The sequence below is a fragment of the Streptomyces sp. NPDC044002 genome, assembly GCF_056434525.1.
Map to the genome: position 1 here is coordinate 12,790 of NZ_JBWKEZ010000013.1, position 17,625 is coordinate 30,414.

12 protein-coding genes are annotated in these 17,625 nt (G+C 74.7%); 8 read left to right on the forward strand and 4 right to left on the reverse strand.

Going from position 1 to position 17,625, the window contains the following annotated elements; translation table 11 throughout:
* Nucleotides 1-32: 32 nt before the first annotated feature.
* Nucleotides 33-3,020 (reverse strand): bifunctional [glutamine synthetase] adenylyltransferase/[glutamine synthetase]-adenylyl-L-tyrosine phosphorylase, encoded by a 2,988-nt coding sequence (locus AC07A6_RS12500; RefSeq protein ID WP_478777069.1) that lies wholly within the window; start codon nt 3,018-3,020, stop codon nt 33-35.
* A 191-nt stretch (nt 3,021-3,211) separates the two neighbouring features.
* Here AC07A6_RS12500 and AC07A6_RS12505 point away from each other — a divergent pair, with 191 nt between their 5' ends.
* From AC07A6_RS12505 to AC07A6_RS12515, 3 genes are all read left to right on the forward strand, one after another.
* Nucleotides 3,212-6,049: a PIG-L family deacetylase gene (locus tag AC07A6_RS12505; protein ID WP_478777070.1), complete on the forward strand. Its 2,838-nt coding sequence runs from the start codon at nt 3,212-3,214 to the stop codon at nt 6,047-6,049.
* Nucleotides 6,050-6,240: 191 nt separating this feature from the next.
* Entirely contained in the window at nt 6,241-8,322 is a 2,082-nt protein-coding gene (locus tag AC07A6_RS12510; protein ID WP_478777071.1) for a PIG-L family deacetylase, read from the forward strand.
* A 56-nt stretch (nt 8,323-8,378) separates the two neighbouring features.
* Nucleotides 8,379-9,074, forward strand: coding sequence for a hypothetical protein (locus AC07A6_RS12515; RefSeq protein WP_478777072.1), 696 nt, complete (start codon nt 8,379-8,381; stop codon nt 9,072-9,074).
* Between the two features lie 55 nt (nt 9,075-9,129).
* Here AC07A6_RS12515 and AC07A6_RS12520 read toward each other — a convergent pair whose 3' ends face one another.
* A complete protein-coding gene (locus tag AC07A6_RS12520) occupies nt 9,130-10,491 on the reverse strand; it encodes a glutamine synthetase family protein (protein WP_007263785.1) in 1,362 nt (453 codons plus the stop codon).
* Nucleotides 10,492-10,666: 175 nt separating this feature from the next.
* Here AC07A6_RS12520 and AC07A6_RS12525 point away from each other — a divergent pair, with 175 nt between their 5' ends.
* From AC07A6_RS12525 to AC07A6_RS12535, 3 genes are all read left to right on the forward strand, one after another.
* Complete coding sequence (locus tag AC07A6_RS12525; RefSeq protein ID WP_362466437.1) at nt 10,667-11,041, forward strand: hypothetical protein; 375 nt, start codon at nt 10,667-10,669, stop codon at nt 11,039-11,041.
* Between the two features lie 72 nt (nt 11,042-11,113).
* On the forward strand, nt 11,114-11,764 hold the full coding sequence (locus tag AC07A6_RS12530; RefSeq protein WP_478777073.1) for a DUF3105 domain-containing protein: 651 nt from the start codon (nt 11,114-11,116) through the stop codon (nt 11,762-11,764).
* Nucleotides 11,761-12,426, forward strand: coding sequence for a DUF305 domain-containing protein (locus tag AC07A6_RS12535; RefSeq protein WP_478777074.1), 666 nt, complete (start codon nt 11,761-11,763; stop codon nt 12,424-12,426). The genes AC07A6_RS12530 and AC07A6_RS12535 overlap by 4 nt, the downstream gene beginning before the upstream one ends.
* On the opposite strand, the gene AC07A6_RS12540 is transcribed toward AC07A6_RS12535, so the two are convergent.
* Complete coding sequence (locus AC07A6_RS12540) at nt 12,423-13,298, reverse strand: alpha/beta fold hydrolase (protein WP_478777075.1); 876 nt, start codon at nt 13,296-13,298, stop codon at nt 12,423-12,425. The two genes, AC07A6_RS12535 and AC07A6_RS12540, sit on opposite strands and share 4 nt — an antisense overlap.
* On the reverse strand, nt 13,295-14,023 hold the full coding sequence (locus tag AC07A6_RS12545) for a DUF998 domain-containing protein (RefSeq protein ID WP_478777076.1): 729 nt from the start codon (nt 14,021-14,023) through the stop codon (nt 13,295-13,297). The genes AC07A6_RS12540 and AC07A6_RS12545 overlap by 4 nt, the downstream gene beginning before the upstream one ends.
* Nucleotides 14,024-14,529: 506 nt before the next feature.
* On the opposite strand from AC07A6_RS12545, the gene AC07A6_RS12550 reads away from it, so the two are divergent.
* Both AC07A6_RS12550 and AC07A6_RS12555 read left to right on the forward strand, forming a co-directional pair.
* Complete coding sequence (locus tag AC07A6_RS12550) at nt 14,530-15,777, forward strand: DUF4190 domain-containing protein (RefSeq protein ID WP_478777077.1); 1,248 nt, start codon at nt 14,530-14,532, stop codon at nt 15,775-15,777.
* A gap of 82 nt (nt 15,778-15,859) precedes the next feature.
* Nucleotides 15,860-17,614, forward strand: a complete 1,755-nt coding sequence (locus tag AC07A6_RS12555) for an NAD+ synthase (RefSeq protein ID WP_478777078.1) — start codon at nt 15,860-15,862, stop codon at nt 17,612-17,614.
* Nucleotides 17,615-17,625: the final 11 nt, after the last annotated feature.

Genomic DNA, 17,625 nt, shown 5'->3' on the forward strand with positions numbered 1-17,625 from the left:
GGCCCGCGGGTGGACCGGGCCGCGGTCAGCGGCTACGCCCCGTAGAACAGTTCGTCCACCACCGCGCGGGCGCGGCGGGTGGTGCGGCGGTAGTCGTCCAGCATCTCGCCCACCCTGCCCTCCGGGTAGCCCAGGTAGCGGCCGACGGCGGCCAGTTCGCGGGCGTCCGCGGGGAAGGTGTCCCCGGCGCGGCCGCGGACCAGCATGACGGCGTTGCGGACGCGGGTGGCGAGGACCCAGGCCTCGTCGAGGATCTGCGCCTCCTCCGTCGGGAGCAGCCCGGCGGCGTGGGCGGCGGACAGGGCCCGGCGGGTGCGGGTGGTGCGCAGGCCCGGTTCGGCCCAGGCGTGCCGCATCTGGAGCAGCTGGACGGTCCACTCGACGTCGCTGAGCCCGCCGCGGCCGAGTTTGGTGTGCAGGGTGGGGTCGGCGCCGCGCGGCAGGCGTTCGGACTCCATGCGGGCCTTGAGGCGGCGGATCTCGCGGACCGCGTCCTCGCCGAGGCCCTCCGCGGGGTAGCGCAGCGGGTCGATCAGTTCGATGAAGCGGTTGCCGAGGTCGGCGTCGCCCGCGACGGGCTCGGCGCGCAGCAGGGCCTGGCTCTCCCAGGTCAGGGACCAGCGCCGGTAGTAGGCGGCGTACGAGGACAGGGTGCGTACGAGGGGGCCGGAGCGGCCCTCGGGGCGCAGGTCGGCGTCGATGAGGAGCGGCGGGTCGGCGGTGGGGAGCTGGAGGAGCCTGCGCATTTCGGCGATGACCGTCTGGGCGGCCTTGGCGGCCTCCTGCTCGTCGACGCCCTCGCGGGGTTCGTGGACGAAGAGCACGTCGGCGTCGGAGCCGTAGCCCAGCTCGTGCCCGCCGAAGCGGCCGACGCCGATGACGGCGAAGCGGGTGGGGAGGGTCTCGCCCCAGTGGTCGCGGACGGCGGCGCGCAGGGCGCCGGCGATGGTGGCGGCGGTGAGGTCGGAGACGGCGTCGCCGACCCGGTCGACGAGGGCGCCGCAGTCCTTCTCGGCGGGGCTGTCCTCGGTGCCGTAGGAGGCGATGATGTCGGCGGCGGTGGTGCGGAACAGCTCGCGGCGGCGGACCCCGCGGGCGGCGGCGACGGCCGCTTCCCCGCTGTCGGCGCGGCCGACGGCGGAGAGCACCTCCTGTTCGAGGGCCTCGTGCGTACGGGGCTGGAGGCCTTCCGGGTCGCCGAGCAGGGCGACGGCCTCTGGGGCGCGCATCAGCAGGTCGGGGGCGAGGCGTCCGGCGGAGAGCACGCGGGCGAGGTTCTCCGCGGCGGCGCCCTCGTCGCGCAGCAGGCGCAGGTACCAGGGGGTCTTGCCGAGGGCGTCGGAGACCTTGCGGAAGCCGAGGAGTCCGGCGTCCGGGTCGGCGGAGTCCGCGAACCAGCCGAGGAGGACCGGCAGCAGGGTGCGCTGGATGGCGGCCTTGCGGCTGACGCCGGAGGAGAGGGCCTCCAGGTGGCGCAGGGCGGAGGCGGGATCGGCGTAGCCGAGCGCTTCGAGCCGCTGGCCGGCGGCGCGCGGGGAGAGCCGGGTCTCGCCGGGGGCGAGCTGGGCGACGGCGTCGAGCAGGGGCCGGTAGAAGAGCTTCTCGTGGAGGCGGCGCACGACGGAGGCATGCCTGCGCCAGGCCTTGTTGAGCTCGGCGACGGGTTCGGTGCGCAGGCCCAGGGAGCGGCCGAGGCGGCGCAGGTCGGCCTCGTCCTCGGGGACGAGGTGGGTGCGGCGCAGCCGGTAGAGCTGGATGCGGTGCTCCATGGCGCGCAGGAAGCGGTACGCGTCGTGCAGCTGGGCGGCGTCGGCTCGGCCGACGTAGCCGCCGTCGGCGAGGGCGTGCAGGGCGTCGAGGGTGGTGCCGGAGTGCAGGGTGGCGTCGCTGCGGCCGTGGACGAGCTGGAGCAGCTGGACGGCGAACTCGACGTCGCGCAGGCCGCCGGGGCCGAGCTTGAGTTCCCGGTCGACCTGGGCGGCGGGGATGTTGTCGACGACGCGGCGGCGCATCTTCTGGACGTCGGCGACGAAGTTCTCGCGTTCGGCGGCCTGCCAGACGAGGGGGGTTATGGCGGCGACGTACTGGGCCCCGAGGTCGGGGTCGCCGGCGACGGCGCGGGCCTTGAGCAGGGCCTGGAACTCCCAGGTCTTGGCCCAGCGCTGGTAGTAGGCGAGGTGGGAGGCGAGGGTGCGCACGAGGGGGCCGTTGCGGCCCTCGGGGCGCAGGTTGGCGTCGACGGGCCAGATGCTGCCCTCGACGGTGGTCTCGGAGCAGATCCGCATGAGGTGGGAGGCGAGGCGGGTGGCGGCCTGGAGCGCCTTGTGCTCCTCGGCGCCTGGGACGGCCTCGCCGACGAAGATCACGTCGACGTCGGAGACGTAGTTGAGCTCGTTGCCGCCGCACTTGCCCATGGCGATGACGGCGAGGCGGCAGCGGACGGCGTCCTCGGGGGCGGCGGCGGTCGCCATGCGCAGGGCCGCGCGGAGGGTGGCGGTGGCGAGGTCGGCGAGTTCGGCGGCGGTCTGGGCGACGTCGGTGGTGCCGCAGACGTCGCGGGCGGCGATGGAGAGCAGGCAGCGGCGGTAGGCGACGCGCAGGGCGACGGGGTCGTGGGCGTCGGCGAGGCCCTGCTCGAACTCGGCGAGGCCGGGGTGCAGGTCGGCGGCCTCGTAGGTGACGAGGGCCTGCCAGTCGCGGGGGTGGCGGGCGAGGTGGTCGGCGAGGGCCTCGGAGGCGCCGAGCACGCCGAGGAGGCGGTCGCGCAGGGGTTTGGCGCTGACGAGGGTGTCGAGGAGCAGGGGCAGGTCCTCGGGGGTCTGGGCCTCGGCGAGGCGCACCAGCCCGTGCAGGGCGAGGTCGGGGTCGGCGGTTGCGCCGAGGGCGTCGAGGAGGACCGGGTCGGCGCGTACGGAGGCCAGCGCGTCGGCGTCGAGGAGCCGGGCGGCGTGCGTGGGGTCGGTGAACCCGCTCCGCAGCAGCCTGATGAAGGTGCTGCTCCTGCGTCCCGGGACTGTCATCCCGCCGCCTCCCGAGTGGTCTCGCGGCCGGTCGGTCCTGCCGGCCTGGGGGCGAGCCTAGCCGGAGCAGGCGTTCGACTCACCGGGTGCCGTGGCCGATATCATGAGGCGGATTATCGGATTATCTGCTTACTTGTTAGATCTATGTCCGAGGGGCCCGGTCCCCGCCCGACCGGCCGCGAGGAGCCCCCATGTCCGACGGACCCCACGGCTCCGCCGCGACCCCACCCTCCACGCGCAACCCCGAGCCGCCCTCGACCCCCGCTGCACGGGTCCCCGAGCAGCGCGGCACCGAGCCCCTCGCGGGGAGCCCCGGGACCAACACGGCGGCCGCGCCCGAGCCCGCCGGGCCCCTCGCGGGCAGCTCCGAGGACGACGCCCGCACCACTGAGGCCCCCGAGCCCGCCGGGCCCCGCCCCACCGCGGACGCGGCCCACCCGTCCCCGGAGGCCCCCGCCCCCGCGGCAACCTCCGCCGGCGGTCCCGCCGAGCCCCGCGCAGGCGAAACCCCGGCCGGCGCCGCCCGCCGCGCCGGGGATGCCGGGGGCCCCGGGGACGCCCCCGCGCCCCGGATCACCGCGCAGGCTGCGGCCCCCGAAGCCGCCGGGATCCGCCCCGACGACGCCCCCGGCGCGGACGCGCCCGAGACGCGCACCCCCTCTCCCGTCCGCGGGGCCCGCGGGGAGGCCGACGCCGCCCCGGCGGACAGTCCCGCAGCCGCCGCGCGCGAGGCCGGCCCCGCAGCCCCCGCCTCCGCGCCCCGCGTACCGGCTCCCCGGGCCGCCGACCCCGCAGCCACGCCCCGGCGGGGCGACACGCCGACGGCCCGCACGCCCGGCCCGGCCGGCAGCCGCCCCGACGGCGCCCCGGGGCCGGGCCCCGGCCCCGGCCCCGGAACCGGAGCCGGGCCCGCCCGCAACACGCACGGCGCAGCCGCCCGGCATCCGGTCGCCCGGAAGATCGTCAAGGCCGTCGGCCTCGTCGCCGCCACCGCCGCCGGCGGCATGCTCGTCATCCGGGGCAACGAGGCCCTGGCCGCCTACGACGCCCCCACCGCCGCCGACTCCAGGGCCACCACCGCCACCGCCGTGGACGCCCCCGACCCCGGCCGGGTGCTGCAGATCGTCGCCCACCCCGACGACGACCTGTACTTCATGAACCCGGACCTGCGGTACTCCATAGCCGCCGGCCACCCCGTCACCTCCGTCTACCTCACCTCCGGCGAAGCCGACGGCATCAACGCCGGCGCCGCCAAGCAGGCCTCCACCCGGCCCGACAAGCCCGCCTACGCCGAGGCCCGCCAGAACGGCATCCGCGCCGCCTACGCCAAGATGGCCACCGGCGACCGCAGCAGCGCCTGGAAGCGCACCGTGATCCCGACCAAGGGCGGCGGCCAGGCCGAGGTGGACGTCCTCGTCGCGAAGCCCGAGATCAACCTCGTCTGGCTCCAGCTCCGCGAGGCCGGCAACGTCTACGCGGACGTCCCCGACAGCCTCCACGGCCTGTGGGACGGCCGCGTCCCGCACCTGGAGTCGGTGCTCGCCTCCGGCTCCCCGGTCCGGCACGGGTTCACGTACACCAAGGACCAGGTCGTCCAGACCATCAAGGGCATCCTGGAGCACTACCGGCCCACCACCATCCGCGCCCAGGACCCGACCCCCGGCCGGTTCCAGGACACCAAGCGGTACACCGACCACCAGGACCACTTCTACGGCGCCCGGTTCGCGCAGATGGCCACCGCCGCCTACGCGCAGGAGGTCAAGGACCGCCCGCACTTCGCCGTGCAGAACTACATCGGCTACTTCAACGGCTCGCTCCCCAGCGCCCTCGACCCCGGCGAGGCCAAGGAGAAGCTGGACATCCTGGACACCTACGCCTGGCTCGACAAGGAGAACCACTGCGGCAGCGAGGCCGGCTGCGGCGACCTCAAGGTCGCCGACCACCCCTCCGGCAACCGCTGGACGCAGTCCATCAACTACGCCCGCGGCACCAGCACCTCCTGGCTGGCCTCCGACGCCGAGCACGGCCTGTGGGCCTTCAAGGTGCTCGACGGCCAGGTCGCCGTCTGGCACCGCACCGGCCTGATCGGCAGCTGGACCGGCCCCCGCCTGCTTCCCGGAACCGGGATGGACCAGGGCATATCCACCGTCACCCTCAAGGACGGCCGGATCGCCGCCTTCGGCACCCGCACCTCCTTCGGCGACAAGCCCGCCGGCTACCTCCGCGAGGTCGTGTACGCGGTCCAGCAGGCCCCCGGCTCCGCCGAGTTCGGCCCCTGGCAGTCACTCGGCACCCCGGAGGGCGCCGACGACACCTGGACCTCCGACATCAGCGCGCCCGCCGTCTCCGTCGACGGTACCGGGGCGCTCGCCGTGTACGTCCGCGACGGCGCCTCCACCCTGCGCGGCCGCGTCCAGCGCCCCGACGGGGAGTGGGGCCCGTGGGACTCCCTCGGCGGCTCCGACCTGCACGGCACCCCCGCCACCGCGACCGACGGCGCCGGGCGGCGGATGGTCTTCGCCGCCACCACGAAGACGGTGACGGCCTGGGCGCAGCCGGAACCCGGCGCCCCGCTGGGCCCGGCCACCCCCACCGGGCTGCCGGACACCACGCTCCCGCTGACGGCGCAGGGGCGCGAGGGCGGCGTACGGCTGCTGTTCCGCAAGCCGGGCTCGGGCAACGTGCGCTCCGCGCTGGTGACGGCGACGGCCGACGGAGGGCTCAAGGCGGACGCCCTCACCGACCTGGGCGGGCTGCAGGGCTACGGCCCGGTGACGGCGAGCGGGCACGTGCTGGCGGGCCGCTCGGCCGGCGGGCAGCTGGGTTCGGACGTCGGCCCGGGCGGGGCGTGGCAGCGCTCGCCGCTGATGTTCGTGGGTGCCCCGTCCAGCACGATGACCGGGAAGAACCTGGTCAGCCTGGCCGTGGTCGGCCTCGACGCGCGGCTGTACGTCACCTCCTCGACGGACGACGCCGACGCGTACCTCGCGCCGTGGCAGCCGGTGGGCCCGCGCAACACCGCCCCGTAGCCGGCTCCAACCCCGTCCACGATCCGGGCGGTTCGGCACCGCCCGGGCACCGGCAGGGCACAATCACATCCGGTCGTTTTCGGAAAAGCGTGCGTCATCGGCGAAATCGGTGAACCAACTCCCCCGATTTGGCCTCTCACTGACTGCACAGCGGTTCTTCCTGCCCGAAGCGACCTCAAGAGGCCGTGACCATGCCCCTTTCCCGCCGCCGCTTCCTCCTCGCGGCCGTGCTGCCCATGCTGACCGTGGGCGCCTCCGGTGTCCTCTCCATCGCCTCCGGCCAGCAGACCTCGGCCGAGACCGCCGACGGGAAGGGCCCGGCCGCCGCCCTGCCCGCCAGCACCACCTCCGGCACGGTCGTCCAGATCGTCGCGCACCCCGACGACGACCTCTTCTTCATGAACCCCGACCTCAGCCGCTCCCTGCTGGCGGGGATCCCCGTCACCACCGCCTACCTCACCTCCGGCGAGGCCGACGGCCGCAACGAGGCGCGCGGCGGCGAGGCCAAGGACCCGGAGCAGCCCGCCGACCGCGCCCGGTACGCGGAGGCCCGGCAGAACGGCATACGGTCCGCCTACGCGCAGATGGCCACCGGCGACCGCACCAGCGCGTGGAAGCGCACGGTCATACCCACCGCCGGCGGCGGGCAGGCCGAGCTCGACGTCCTCGTCGCCCGCCCGCAGGTCAACCTGGTCTGGTTCCAGCTGCGCGAGGCCCGCAACCCGGCCGCGGAGAACCCCGACAGCCTGCGCGGCCTGTGGAACGGGCGGATACCGGCGCTGGAGGCGCAGCTCACCACGGGCACCCCGGTCAAGCAGCAGTTCTCGTACACCAAGGACCAGGTGGTCCGGTCGATAGCCGGGATCCTGGAGCGGTACCGGCCGACGACGATACGGATGCAGGACCCGACGCCGGGCCGGTACGCGGACACCGGCAAGTACACCGACCACCAGGACCACATGTACGGCGCCCGCTTCGTGCAGGCCGCCACCGCCCTGTACGCCGAGCGGGTCACGGACCGGCCGCGGTTCTCGGTCCAGAACTACCTCGGGTACCACAACGGCACCCTCCCCCACGCGCTCGACCCGCAGACCGCCGAGACGAAGATCGGCTTCCTGAAGACGTACGCCTGGCAGGACCGCGCCGACTACTGCGGCGGCTCCCCCTCCGGCTGCGGCGACCGCAAGGTGGCGGGCAGCCCGACCGGCCGCCACTGGGCCCAGTCGCTGCGCTACGCCCGCGCCGACACCTCCTCCTGGCTCACCGAGGGCAGCAGCCCCGGCCGGCTCTGGGCCTTCGCCGTGCTGGACGGGCGGATGGCCGTCTGGAACCGCGACCGGGCCGGGACCTGGACCGGGCCCGCCCTGCTCCCCGGCACCGGCATCGACCCCGGCGCCACCACTGCCCGCTTCCCCGACGGCCGCGTCGCGGTCCTCGCCACCCGCACCACCCTCGGCCCCCGGCCGGCCGACTACCGTCGCGAGGTGGTGTACGCCGCCCAGGCCGCGCCCGACGGCCCGTTCGGGGCGTGGCAGTCGCTCGGCACCCCCGAGCCGGACGACGAGCCCGGCACCTCGGCCGTCAGCGCCCCCGCCGCCGCCGTCGACGCCGGGGGCCGGCTCACCGTCTACCTCCGCGACACCCGCCGGACCCTGCGCGCCCGCGTGCAGCAGCCGTCGGGGGCCTTCACCGACTGGCAGCAGCTGGGCGGCGAGGACCTCCAGAGCGACCCGGTCACCGCCGTCGACTCCGCCGGCCGGCACCACGTCTACGCCACCACCACGAAATCCGCCCTGGCCTGGACCCAGCCCGCCCCCGGCGCCCCCCTCTCCGGCCCGCACCCGACCGGCCTCCCCGCCACCACGGTCCCCCTGTCGGCGGCCCGGGACGGCGCGGGCGTCCGGCTCTACTTCCGCCGCCCCGACTCCGGGGTGGTGCGCAGCGCCCTCGTCACCGCGGGCCCGGGCGCCCCGCAGGTCTCCAGCGTCTCGGAGTCCGGCGGCCGGGCCGGCTACGGTGCGGTCGGCGTCGCGGGCCGCTCGGTGACGGGCCGCGCGGACTCCGGCACCGTCGCCGCGACCACCCTGGGCGGGCCGCCCGCCTGGACGGAGTCCCGGATGCTGTACGCGGGCGCGCCCTCGGCCGTCCTCGACCCGTCCGGCACCACGACGACGGCGGTCCTGGGCCTGGACGCCCAGCTCCACACCACCACCGGCCGCCCCACCGCACCCGCCCCCACCTGGCACCCGGCCGTCCTGCCGCCGCCCGCCTGACCCGCCGATATCCTGGGAGGAGCATCGGGGGCTTTCCCGTCCCGGAGGGCAGCACGATGATCCGGCACCGCCACCTCACGCTCCTCGCCGCCCCCCTCCTCCTCTCCCCGGCCGCCGCCGCCCTCGCGTCCCCGGCGTCCGCGGCCCCGCTGCGGGCCGCCTCGTGCGAGCTGGTCGCGGCCGGGGAGGGCGGCAGCGGCCCGTACACCCTGGTCCTGGAGGGCTTCGAGCCGAACCAGTCCGTCACGATCAACGGCCCGCAGGGCAGCCAGCGCACCCGGGTCGGCGACGACGGCACCCTCGACAAGCAGGGCGTCCGCTACGGCCAGTACAACGTCAACGCCAAGGGCAAGCGCACCGCCTGCCTGACCCCGCCCAGGGAGAAGCCGGACGGCGGCGGCAAACAGGGGAAGGTGCGCATCACCAAGGCCGAGGTCGTCGTCCTCACCAAGCAGGGCACCCCGGTCGACTGCTCTCAGGGCGCGATGAGCAGGGTGGAGTTCGACGGCAAGCTCACCGGCACGGGCAAGGGCAAGGTGCCCTACTTCTGGACCCTCATCTCCAGCAACGACCGGATCGCCCAGGGCACGGCCGAGTTCACCGGCGGCACCCTCACCCACTCCCTCCTCGTGGTGACGAACTTCTACTCCGTGGGCGGCAGGCCGCCCACCGGATACGTCACCCTGCACGTCCCCTCGGCGGGCATCACCGTCAAGAGCCCGGAGCTCACCCTCTCCTGCATCAAGCCCTGAAACGGCCGGGCCCCCGGTCGACGACCGGAGGCCCGGAGCAGAGGCGCGACCGCCCCTACAGCACCGGCAGGTTCTTGCGGAGCTCGAAGGCGGTGACCTCGCTCCGGTACTCCTCCCACTCCTGCTTCTTGTTGCGCAGGAAGAAGTCGAAGACGTGCTCGCCGAGGGTTTCGGCGACCAGTTCGCTGCGTTCCATCAGGGAGATGGCCTCGCCCAGGTTCTGCGGGAGGGGTTCGATGCCCATCGCGCGGCGTTCGGCGTCGGAGAGGGCCCAGACGTCGTCGTCGGCGCCCGCCGGGAGTTCGTAGCCCTCCTCGATGCCCTTGAGGCCCGCCGCCAGGAGGACGGCGTACGTGAGGTACGGGTTGGCGCCCGAGTCGATCGAGCGGACCTCCACCCGGGAGGAACCGGTCTTGCCCGGCTTGTACATCGGGACGCGGATCAGGGCCGAGCGGTTGTTGTGGCCCCAGCAGATGTACGAGGGGGCCTCGCCGCCGGAGCCGGCGGTGCGGGAGGAGCCGCCCCAGATGCGCTTGTAGGAGTTGACCCACTGGTTGGTCACGGCGGCGGTTTCCGCCGCGTGGCGCAGGAGGCCCGCGATGAAGGAGCGGCCGACCTTCGAGAGCTGGTACTCGGCGCCGGACTCGTAGAAGGCGTTGCGGTCGCCCTCGAAGAGGGACAGGTGGGTGTGCATGCCGGAGCCCGGGTACTCGGAGAAGGGCTTCGGCATGAAGGTGGCCTGGACGCCCTGTTCGAGCGCGACCTGCTTCATGACCAGGCGGAACGTCATGATGTTGTCGGCCGTCGAGAGGGCGTCGGCGTAGCGGAGGTCGATCTCCTGCTGGCCGGGGGCGCCCTCGTGGTGGCTGAACTCCACGGAGATGCCCATGGATTCGAGCATGGTGATCGCCTGGCGGCGGAAGTCCATGCCCACGTTCTGCGGAGTGTGGTCGAAGTAGCCGGAGTTGTCGGCGGGGACGGGGCGGGTGCCGTCCAGGGGCTTGTCCTTCAGCAGGAAGAACTCGATCTCCGGGTGGGTGTAGAAGGTGAAGCCCAGGTCGGAGGTCTTGGCCAGGATGCGCTTGAGGACGTAGCGCGGGTCCGCGAAGGACGGGGAGCCGTCCGGCATCAGGATGTCGCAGAACATCCGGGCCGTCCCGGGTGCCTCGGCGCGCCACGGCAGTATCTGGAAGGTCCCCGGGTCCGGCTTGGCGATCATGTCGGACTCGTAGACCCGGGCGAAGCCCTCGATCGCGGAGCCGTCGAAGCCGATGCCCTCGTCGAAGGCCTGCTCCAGCTCGGCGGGGGCGACCGCGACGGACTTCAGGAAGCCCAGCACATCGGTGAACCACAGGCGCACGAAGCGGATGTCGCGCTCCTCGAGCGTCCGGAGGACGAATTCCTGCTGCTTGTCCATGCCTTCATCCTCGCAGTTCAGACGATCTGTGCACCACCACCCCAAAGGGACGGGGGGCGCAGCCGGGCCCGTCCAGTATCGCCAGTGGTGGTTTCCGCCACATTACGCACCCCCGAAGGCCGATGGCACCCCCGCTCTGACCCAGGGGCCGTCATGAGCATTACCATCAGCGCCCATGGGGGGCTGGGAGCACACGCGGAGCGGGCGCCGAGGGCGCCCCTTCCGGCGTGCCGTGCTCGTGCTGCTCGTCGCGGCCGGGGTGGCGGCCGGCATGGCCTTCCTGTGCGTGCGGCCGGCGGCGGAACCCGGACGGGTGCACGCCGGACACGGGGCGCACGCCACCTGCGTGTCCCCGTACGACCCTCCGGGCTGCTCCCCCCTCTCCCATGTGACCCCCGCCGTGCTGCCCGCCCCGCCGCCCGCCGCGGCCCTGCCCGGGAGCGGGCCGGTACCGGCCGCCCGCCCGGGTGCGGCCGCGGGGCCGGTGCGGCCGCCCGGCACCCTCGCGCGCGCCCCCGGCCTGCACGTCCTGCAAGTGCTGCGGACCTGAGCGCTCCGGCGCACCGCACGGCATTCACGGCACCACCCCCACACCCCCCTCAGCAGAAGGAATCAAGGGCACATGGCCAGCAGGACGTCACAGCAGAACTCCCGCCAGCAGCGCATAGCCGAGATGCGCCGCGCCGAGCAGTCGCGCGAGCGGCGCAACAAGTTCCTCGCGATCGGCATCTCCACGGCGATCGTCGCCGGGCTCGTCGGTTTCGGGGCCTGGGTGCTGATCGACCAGAAGCAGAAGGAGAAGGACGAGGAGGCGGCCCGCAAGGCCCCCGTCTCGGGCGAGCAGACCTGGGACGCGAAGAAGCTCGGCCGCAACCACGTCGAGACCCCGGTCAAGTACGAGATGAACCCGCCCGTCGGCGGTGACCACAACCCGCGCTGGATGAACTGCAACGGCGACGTGTACAAGAACGCGGTCCCCGAGGTGAACGCCGTGCACTCGCTGGAGCACGGCGCGGTCTGGGTGACGTACAACGAGAAGGCGGACAAGGCCGAGGTCGACAAGCTCGCGGCGAAGGTCGGCAAGACCCCCTACACGCTGCTGAGCCCCGTCAAGGAGCAGGCCGGGGCGATCATGCTCAGTGCCTGGGGCAAGCAGCTGACGGTGGACAAGGCGGACGACCCCCGGGTGGCGCAGTTCTTCACCAAGTACGTGCAGGGCCCGCAGACCCCGGAGCCGGGCGCGGCCTGCACCAACGGGCTGGGCGAGAAGTGACCCGTACGTACTGGGCGGCGGGCGCGGCGGTCGTGCTGGCCGTGCTGTTCGCGGTGGGGGCCACGGTCGCCACCGCGAACGGCCCGGACGGCCGCGGTGGCGACCGCGCCGCGGCCGCCGCGCCCGCCCTGTACTCGCCGGACGCGGGCTTCGCCCGGGACATGGCGGTGCACCACCAGCAGGCGGTGGAGATGTCCTTCATCGTCCGCGACCGCACCCAGGACGAACCGGTGCGCGGGCTCGCGTACGACATCGCGAACACGCAGGCCAACCAGCGCGGCATGCTGCTGGGCTGGCTGGACCTGTGGGGGCTGCCGAAGGTGGTGGCCGACGAGCCGCCGATGTCCTGGATGCAGGCCGGCGAGGGGCACGGCGGCCACGCGGGGCACGGCGCCGCCAAGGCCGGGGCGCTGATGCCCGGCATGGCCACCAAGGAGGAGCTGGAGCGGCTCGGTGCGGCAAACGGCCGGGACGCCGAGGTGCTGTACCTCCAGCTGATGACCGACCACCACAAGGGCGGCGTCGCGATGGCCGAGGGCTGTGCCCGCCAGTGCGCCACCCCGGCGGAGAAGGCGCTGGCCCAGGGCATGGTCGAGGCGCAGCAGTCGGAACTGAAGCTGATGGAGGACATGCTCCGCCAGCGCGGGGCGGCCCCGCGCTAGAGGGTGTCCAGGATCGCCCGTGCCACCTGGTGCGGGCGGTCGAGCATGACCAGGTGCCCGGCCGGGGCGGCGACCTCGAAGCGGGCGCCGAGCGCGTCGGCCAGGGCCGCCTGACGGACGAGCCAGTGCGGCGCGGGGCCGACGGGCGGGCCGTCGTGGCCGGCCAGGACGGTGGCGGGCGCCTTCAGCGGGTGCTCCGCGCGCAGGGCGAGCAGCTCGGCGGCGGTGTCCGGGTAGCGGGAGTTCTCCAGGAGGGCCCCGCGCCAGACCCGGCCCGTGCGGTAGCAGCGGCGTACGAGGTCCCGCGCGGCCGGGTCCGTGGCCCGGCCGGCCCGGGAGGCCCGTACGGCCGCGCCCCGCAGCGCGGGCCCCAGCGCGGCGGGGAGCCCGGCGGCCGTGACGGCCCGGCCGAGGGCGCGGGCGGCGCCGGTGCGCAGCGCGGCGGGGAGCAGCGTGCGGGAGGCCTCCTCGACGCTGGAGTCGACCAGCACCAGGGCGGCGGTGCGCTCCGGGTACAGGCGGGCGAAGGCCTCGGCGTGGAACCCGGCGATGGAGTGCCCGACGACGGTGACGGGGGCGGTGACGGGGGCGGCCCCCGGCCCCGCCGCGCCCGTTGCCAGCGCGTCCAGCAGTCCGGCGATCCGGCGGGCCTCGGCGGCGGCGCCGGAGGGCCCGTCGGCCGGGGCGCTGAGGCCGTGCCCGGGGCGGTCGAAGCGGATCACGGTGCGGCCCCGGGCCACGAGCAGGGCCGCGACGGCATCCCAGTCGAACCAGGCCATGGCGAGCCCGGCGCTCAGCACCACCGGGGGCCCCTCGCCCTCGACGACCACGTGCAGCGGGATGCCGTCGACCCGGACGAAGCGGGTGTTCACGTACGGCCCTCCTGGTGGACGGAGTGGGCCAGCAGCCCCAGCCAGAGCGCGACCAGCAGTACCTGGAGCCGCTGCCCCGCCCCGAGCGCCCAGGTCCCGTGCCCGGCGGTGAACAGGGCGATGGCGGTCAGGGTCCAGGTGGTGGCGAGCAGTTCCAGGACGACGAGGGCGGGGCCGTAGCGGGCGAGGGGCGCGTGCCGCCGGTAGCGGCGGGCCGCGACGGTGAGGGCCACTATCCCGATGAGGGCGCCGGTCATGGCGAGGCTGCTGCTGACGGCGTGGGCCTGGTGGGTGGCCGGGACGAGGCCGGCGGTCTCGCGGGCGGCGCACTCCGGGTCGGCGGTCGGCTGGCAGCTGAGCGGCAGCCAGGCGTCGGCGGCGGTGGCCGCGCCGAAGAGGGTGACCCCGGCCCAGCCCGTGACGGCCCAGAAGCCCCGGGACCCGGCATGGCGGACCAGGCGGGCCAGGGCGAGCAGCCCGCCGAGGAAGACGAGCATGCCGGCGGTGAAGTCGGTGGCCCGGAAGAGGCCGCCGAGGGGCTGGTCCTGGGCGGCGAGCTCGCTGACGTAGGTCTCGATGGGGTTGAGGCCGGTGGAGAGGACGACTTCGAGCACCCAGGCGGTGTAGGCGGCCGCGCCGAGACCGACGAGGAGGACGACGGGCCAGGTGGTGGGGGGTGGGGCTCCTTCGGGGCGGTACGGGCGGTTCGGGCGTTCTGTACGCATGGTGTGAATGATCCTCAGCAGATCCGGCGTCGGCGTGCGGCGCCCCCGGGCGGCGCCGCCGCTGGGGATCGCCGGGATGCGCGTCCTGGGCCATCCGGCCGAGTCCCACGGGGTGAGAACGTGCGGGTCCGCTGCCGCGTTCCCTCCGGGGGCCCCGGCGGATCCCGGCCCGGCCGGGCCGGCCGGGGCCTCCCCCGACTGCCGCCCGGGACATGCCCGGGCCCCCGGCGGGCGTCCGGCCGATCACGGCCGGACGGCCCGGATCCCCCCGGCGGGTGTCCGGGGCCGCCGGGCCCGGCCCTGATACGCCGGACAACCCCCTGCCGCCTGCCCCCCTGGCCGGGTGGAGGTCCTGATTCCGGCACATCGGCCGATACCGTTCCGCGGTGCGGGAGCCGGGGCCGAAACGGCTTGGAGGGGGCCGGAGGGCATGGCAGTCTGCCCGCATCGTCCGTACACCGCGTTCCCCGCCCCGTACGCCGCACACTCCAAGGACGCCGCCAGGTATGAGCACGCCCCCGAACCCGCCCGGGACCCCGTCCGGTCCGCCGTCCGAGCCCGAGGCCACGCCCATACCCGGGGCGGCGAAGCCGTCCCTGGAGAAGACCCCGCCCACGGACGCCCCTCCGGCGGAGACCCAGGCGCCGGAGCCGGAGCCGGAGCCTGCGAGGCCGTCGCTGACCAAAACCCCGCCGGACGGGGCCACACCGGCGGAGCCCGCCGCCCAGCCCGCAGACGCCCCGCCCGCGCAGGCCCCGCAGGACGGAGCCGCACCGGCGGAGCCCCCCGCGCAGCCGGGCCCGCCCCCGGCCGTGGAGTTCGACCCCTGGGCGACCCCCTCCCCCGGAGCCGCCCCGCAGCCCGCGCCGCCCGCCGCCGCGTGGGGCGCGCCCGGGCAGCCCCCGACGGCGCCCTACGCGGCGTACCCCGGCTACCCCGGCCACCCGGGTTACGCCGCGTACCAGCCCGTGCCCCCGGCGCCCTCCAACGGGATGGCCGTCGCCGCGCTGGTGCTGGGTCTGGCGGCGGTGCCGGTCGCCCTCGTGCCGTTCGTGTTCTGGGTCGGCACGCTGCTCGCCCTGACCGCCGTCGGCCTCGGCATCGGCGCCTTCGTGCGCGCCCGGGCCGGCGCCCCGCGCAGGGTGATGTCCCTGTTCGGCATCGCCCTCGGCGTCATCGGCCTCGGCGCCTCCGCCGGCGGGCTGCTCTTCACCGTGAACCTCGTCGACAAGGCCGTCGACCGCGCCCGCGAGGCCGCCGCGGTCGAGCCCGACTGGGACGAGGACTGGGAGGACGGCGAGGACTGGGAGGTGGACCCGCTCCCCACGCCCCCGCCGGGCCCCGGCATGACGACCCCGCTCGAATTCGGCCGTACGTTCACGTACCCCAACGGCGTCAAGGTGACCGTCGAGGCGCCCCGGAAGTACACGAGCAGCAGCAAGTGGACCGAGGTGGCCAACGCCGTCGAGGTGCCCTTCACCATCACCAACACCTCCACCGAGCCCCTCCGCGTCGTCCACGCGATCCCCGAGGTCCGCGACGGCAGGGGCAACACCGGCAGCCTCGTCTTCGACGGCCGGATGCCCAAGCGCGTCGACCGGTTGCTCGAACCCGGCCAGACGGCCTCCGGCAGTGCCGCGTACGAGCTGCCCGGGGGCACCACGCGGATCAGCGTGGAGCTGTCCCCCGGCGTCCTGCTGCCCCCGGTGAAGTTCGCCGGCCCCGTCGGCCAGCCGTCGTCGAACCGCTCCTGAGCCGGCCCTGAACCGCCCCTGAACCGCCCGGAACGGCCGGGGCCCAGGACATCGCGTCAGAAAGACGATTAGACTGGGCTCCGTGCCTCAACTTCGCCTCGCTCTGAATCAGATCGACTCGCAGGTCGGCAACATCGCCGCCAACTCCGACTCGGTCGTGCACTGGACGCGGCACTCCGCCGAGCAGGGCGCCCACCTGGTGGCGTTCCCGGAGATGACGCTGACGGGCTACCCCGTCGAGGACCTGGCCCTGCGGGCGTCCTTCGTCGACGCCTCCCGCACCGCCCTGACCGCGCTGGCCCGGCGGCTGGCGGACGAGGGGTTCGGCGGGCTCCCGGTCATCGTCGGCTACCTCGACCGCAGCGAGCGGGCCGCCCCCCGGCTCGGCCGCCCCGCCGGCTCCCCGGAGAACGCCGCCGCCGTGCTGTACGGCGGCGAGGTCGTGCTCAGGTTCGCCAAGCACCACCTCCCCAACTACGGCGTGTTCGACGAGTTCCGGTACTTCGTGCCCGGCGACACCCAGCCCGTGGTCCGGGTCCACGGCGTCGACGTGGCCCTCGCCATCTGCGAGGACCTCTGGCAGGAGGGCGGCCGCGTGCCCGCCACCCGCTCCGCCGGGGCCGGCCTGCTGATCTCGGTCAACGCGTCCCCGTACGAGCGCAACAAGGACGACGTACGCCTCGAACTGGTCCGCAAGCGCGCCCAGGAGGCCGGCTGCACCCTCGCCTACCTGGCGATGATCGGCGGCCAGGACGAGCTGGTCTTCGACGGCGACTCGATCGTCGTCGACGCCTCCGGCGAGGTCGTCGTCCGGGCCCCGCAGTTCTCCGAGGGCTGCGTCCTGGTCGACCTGGACCTCCCGGCCGCGCGCCCCGACGCCCCCGAGGGCGTCGTGGACGACGGGCTGCGCATCGACCGCGTGATCCTCTCCGAGGAGCCGCTGGAGGCGTACGAGCCGGTCGTGACCGGCGGCTACGCCGAGCGGCTGGACGACGACGAGGAGGTGTACGACGCGCTGGTGGTGGGCCTGCGCGCGTACGTCCGCAAGAACGGCTTCCGCTCCGTCCTGATCGGGCTCTCCGGGGGCATCGACTCGGCGCTCGTCGCGGCCATCGCCTGCGACGCGGTCGGCGCGCAGAACGTGTACGGCATCGCCATGCCCTCGAAGTACTCCTCCGAGCACTCCAGGGGCGACGCCGCCGATCTGGCGGCGCGCACCGGGCTGAACTTCCGCACCGTCCCGATCGAGCCGATGTTCGACGCCTACATGGGCTCGCTGGGCCTGACCGGCCTGGCCGAGGAGAACCTCCAGTCCCGGCTGCGCGGCACCATGCTGATGGCGGTCTCCAACCAGGAGGGCCACATCGTGCTGGCCCCGGGCAACAAGTCCGAGCTGGCCGTCGGCTACTCCACCCTGTACGGGGACTCCGTCGGCGCCTACGGGCCGATCAAGGACGTGTACAAGAGCGACGTCTTCCGGCTGGCCCGCTACCGCAACCGGGCCGCCGAGGAGCGGGGCGAGACCCCGCCCATCCCGGAGAACTCGATCGTGAAGCCGCCGAGCGCCGAGCTGCGCCCGGGGCAGGTGGACACGGACTCGCTGCCGGACTACCCGGTGCTCGACGCGATCCTCGACCGGTACGTGGACCGGGACCAGGGCCTGGAGGAGATCGTCGCGGCCGGCTTCGACCGGGAGCTCGTCGCGAAGACCCTGCGGATGGTGGACACGGCGGAGTACAAGCGCCGCCAGTACCCGCCGGGCACCAAGATCTCCGCGAAGGGCTTCGGCAAGGACCGCCGGCTGCCCATCACCAACGGCTGGCGCGAGCGACCGTAGGCCGTAGGCCG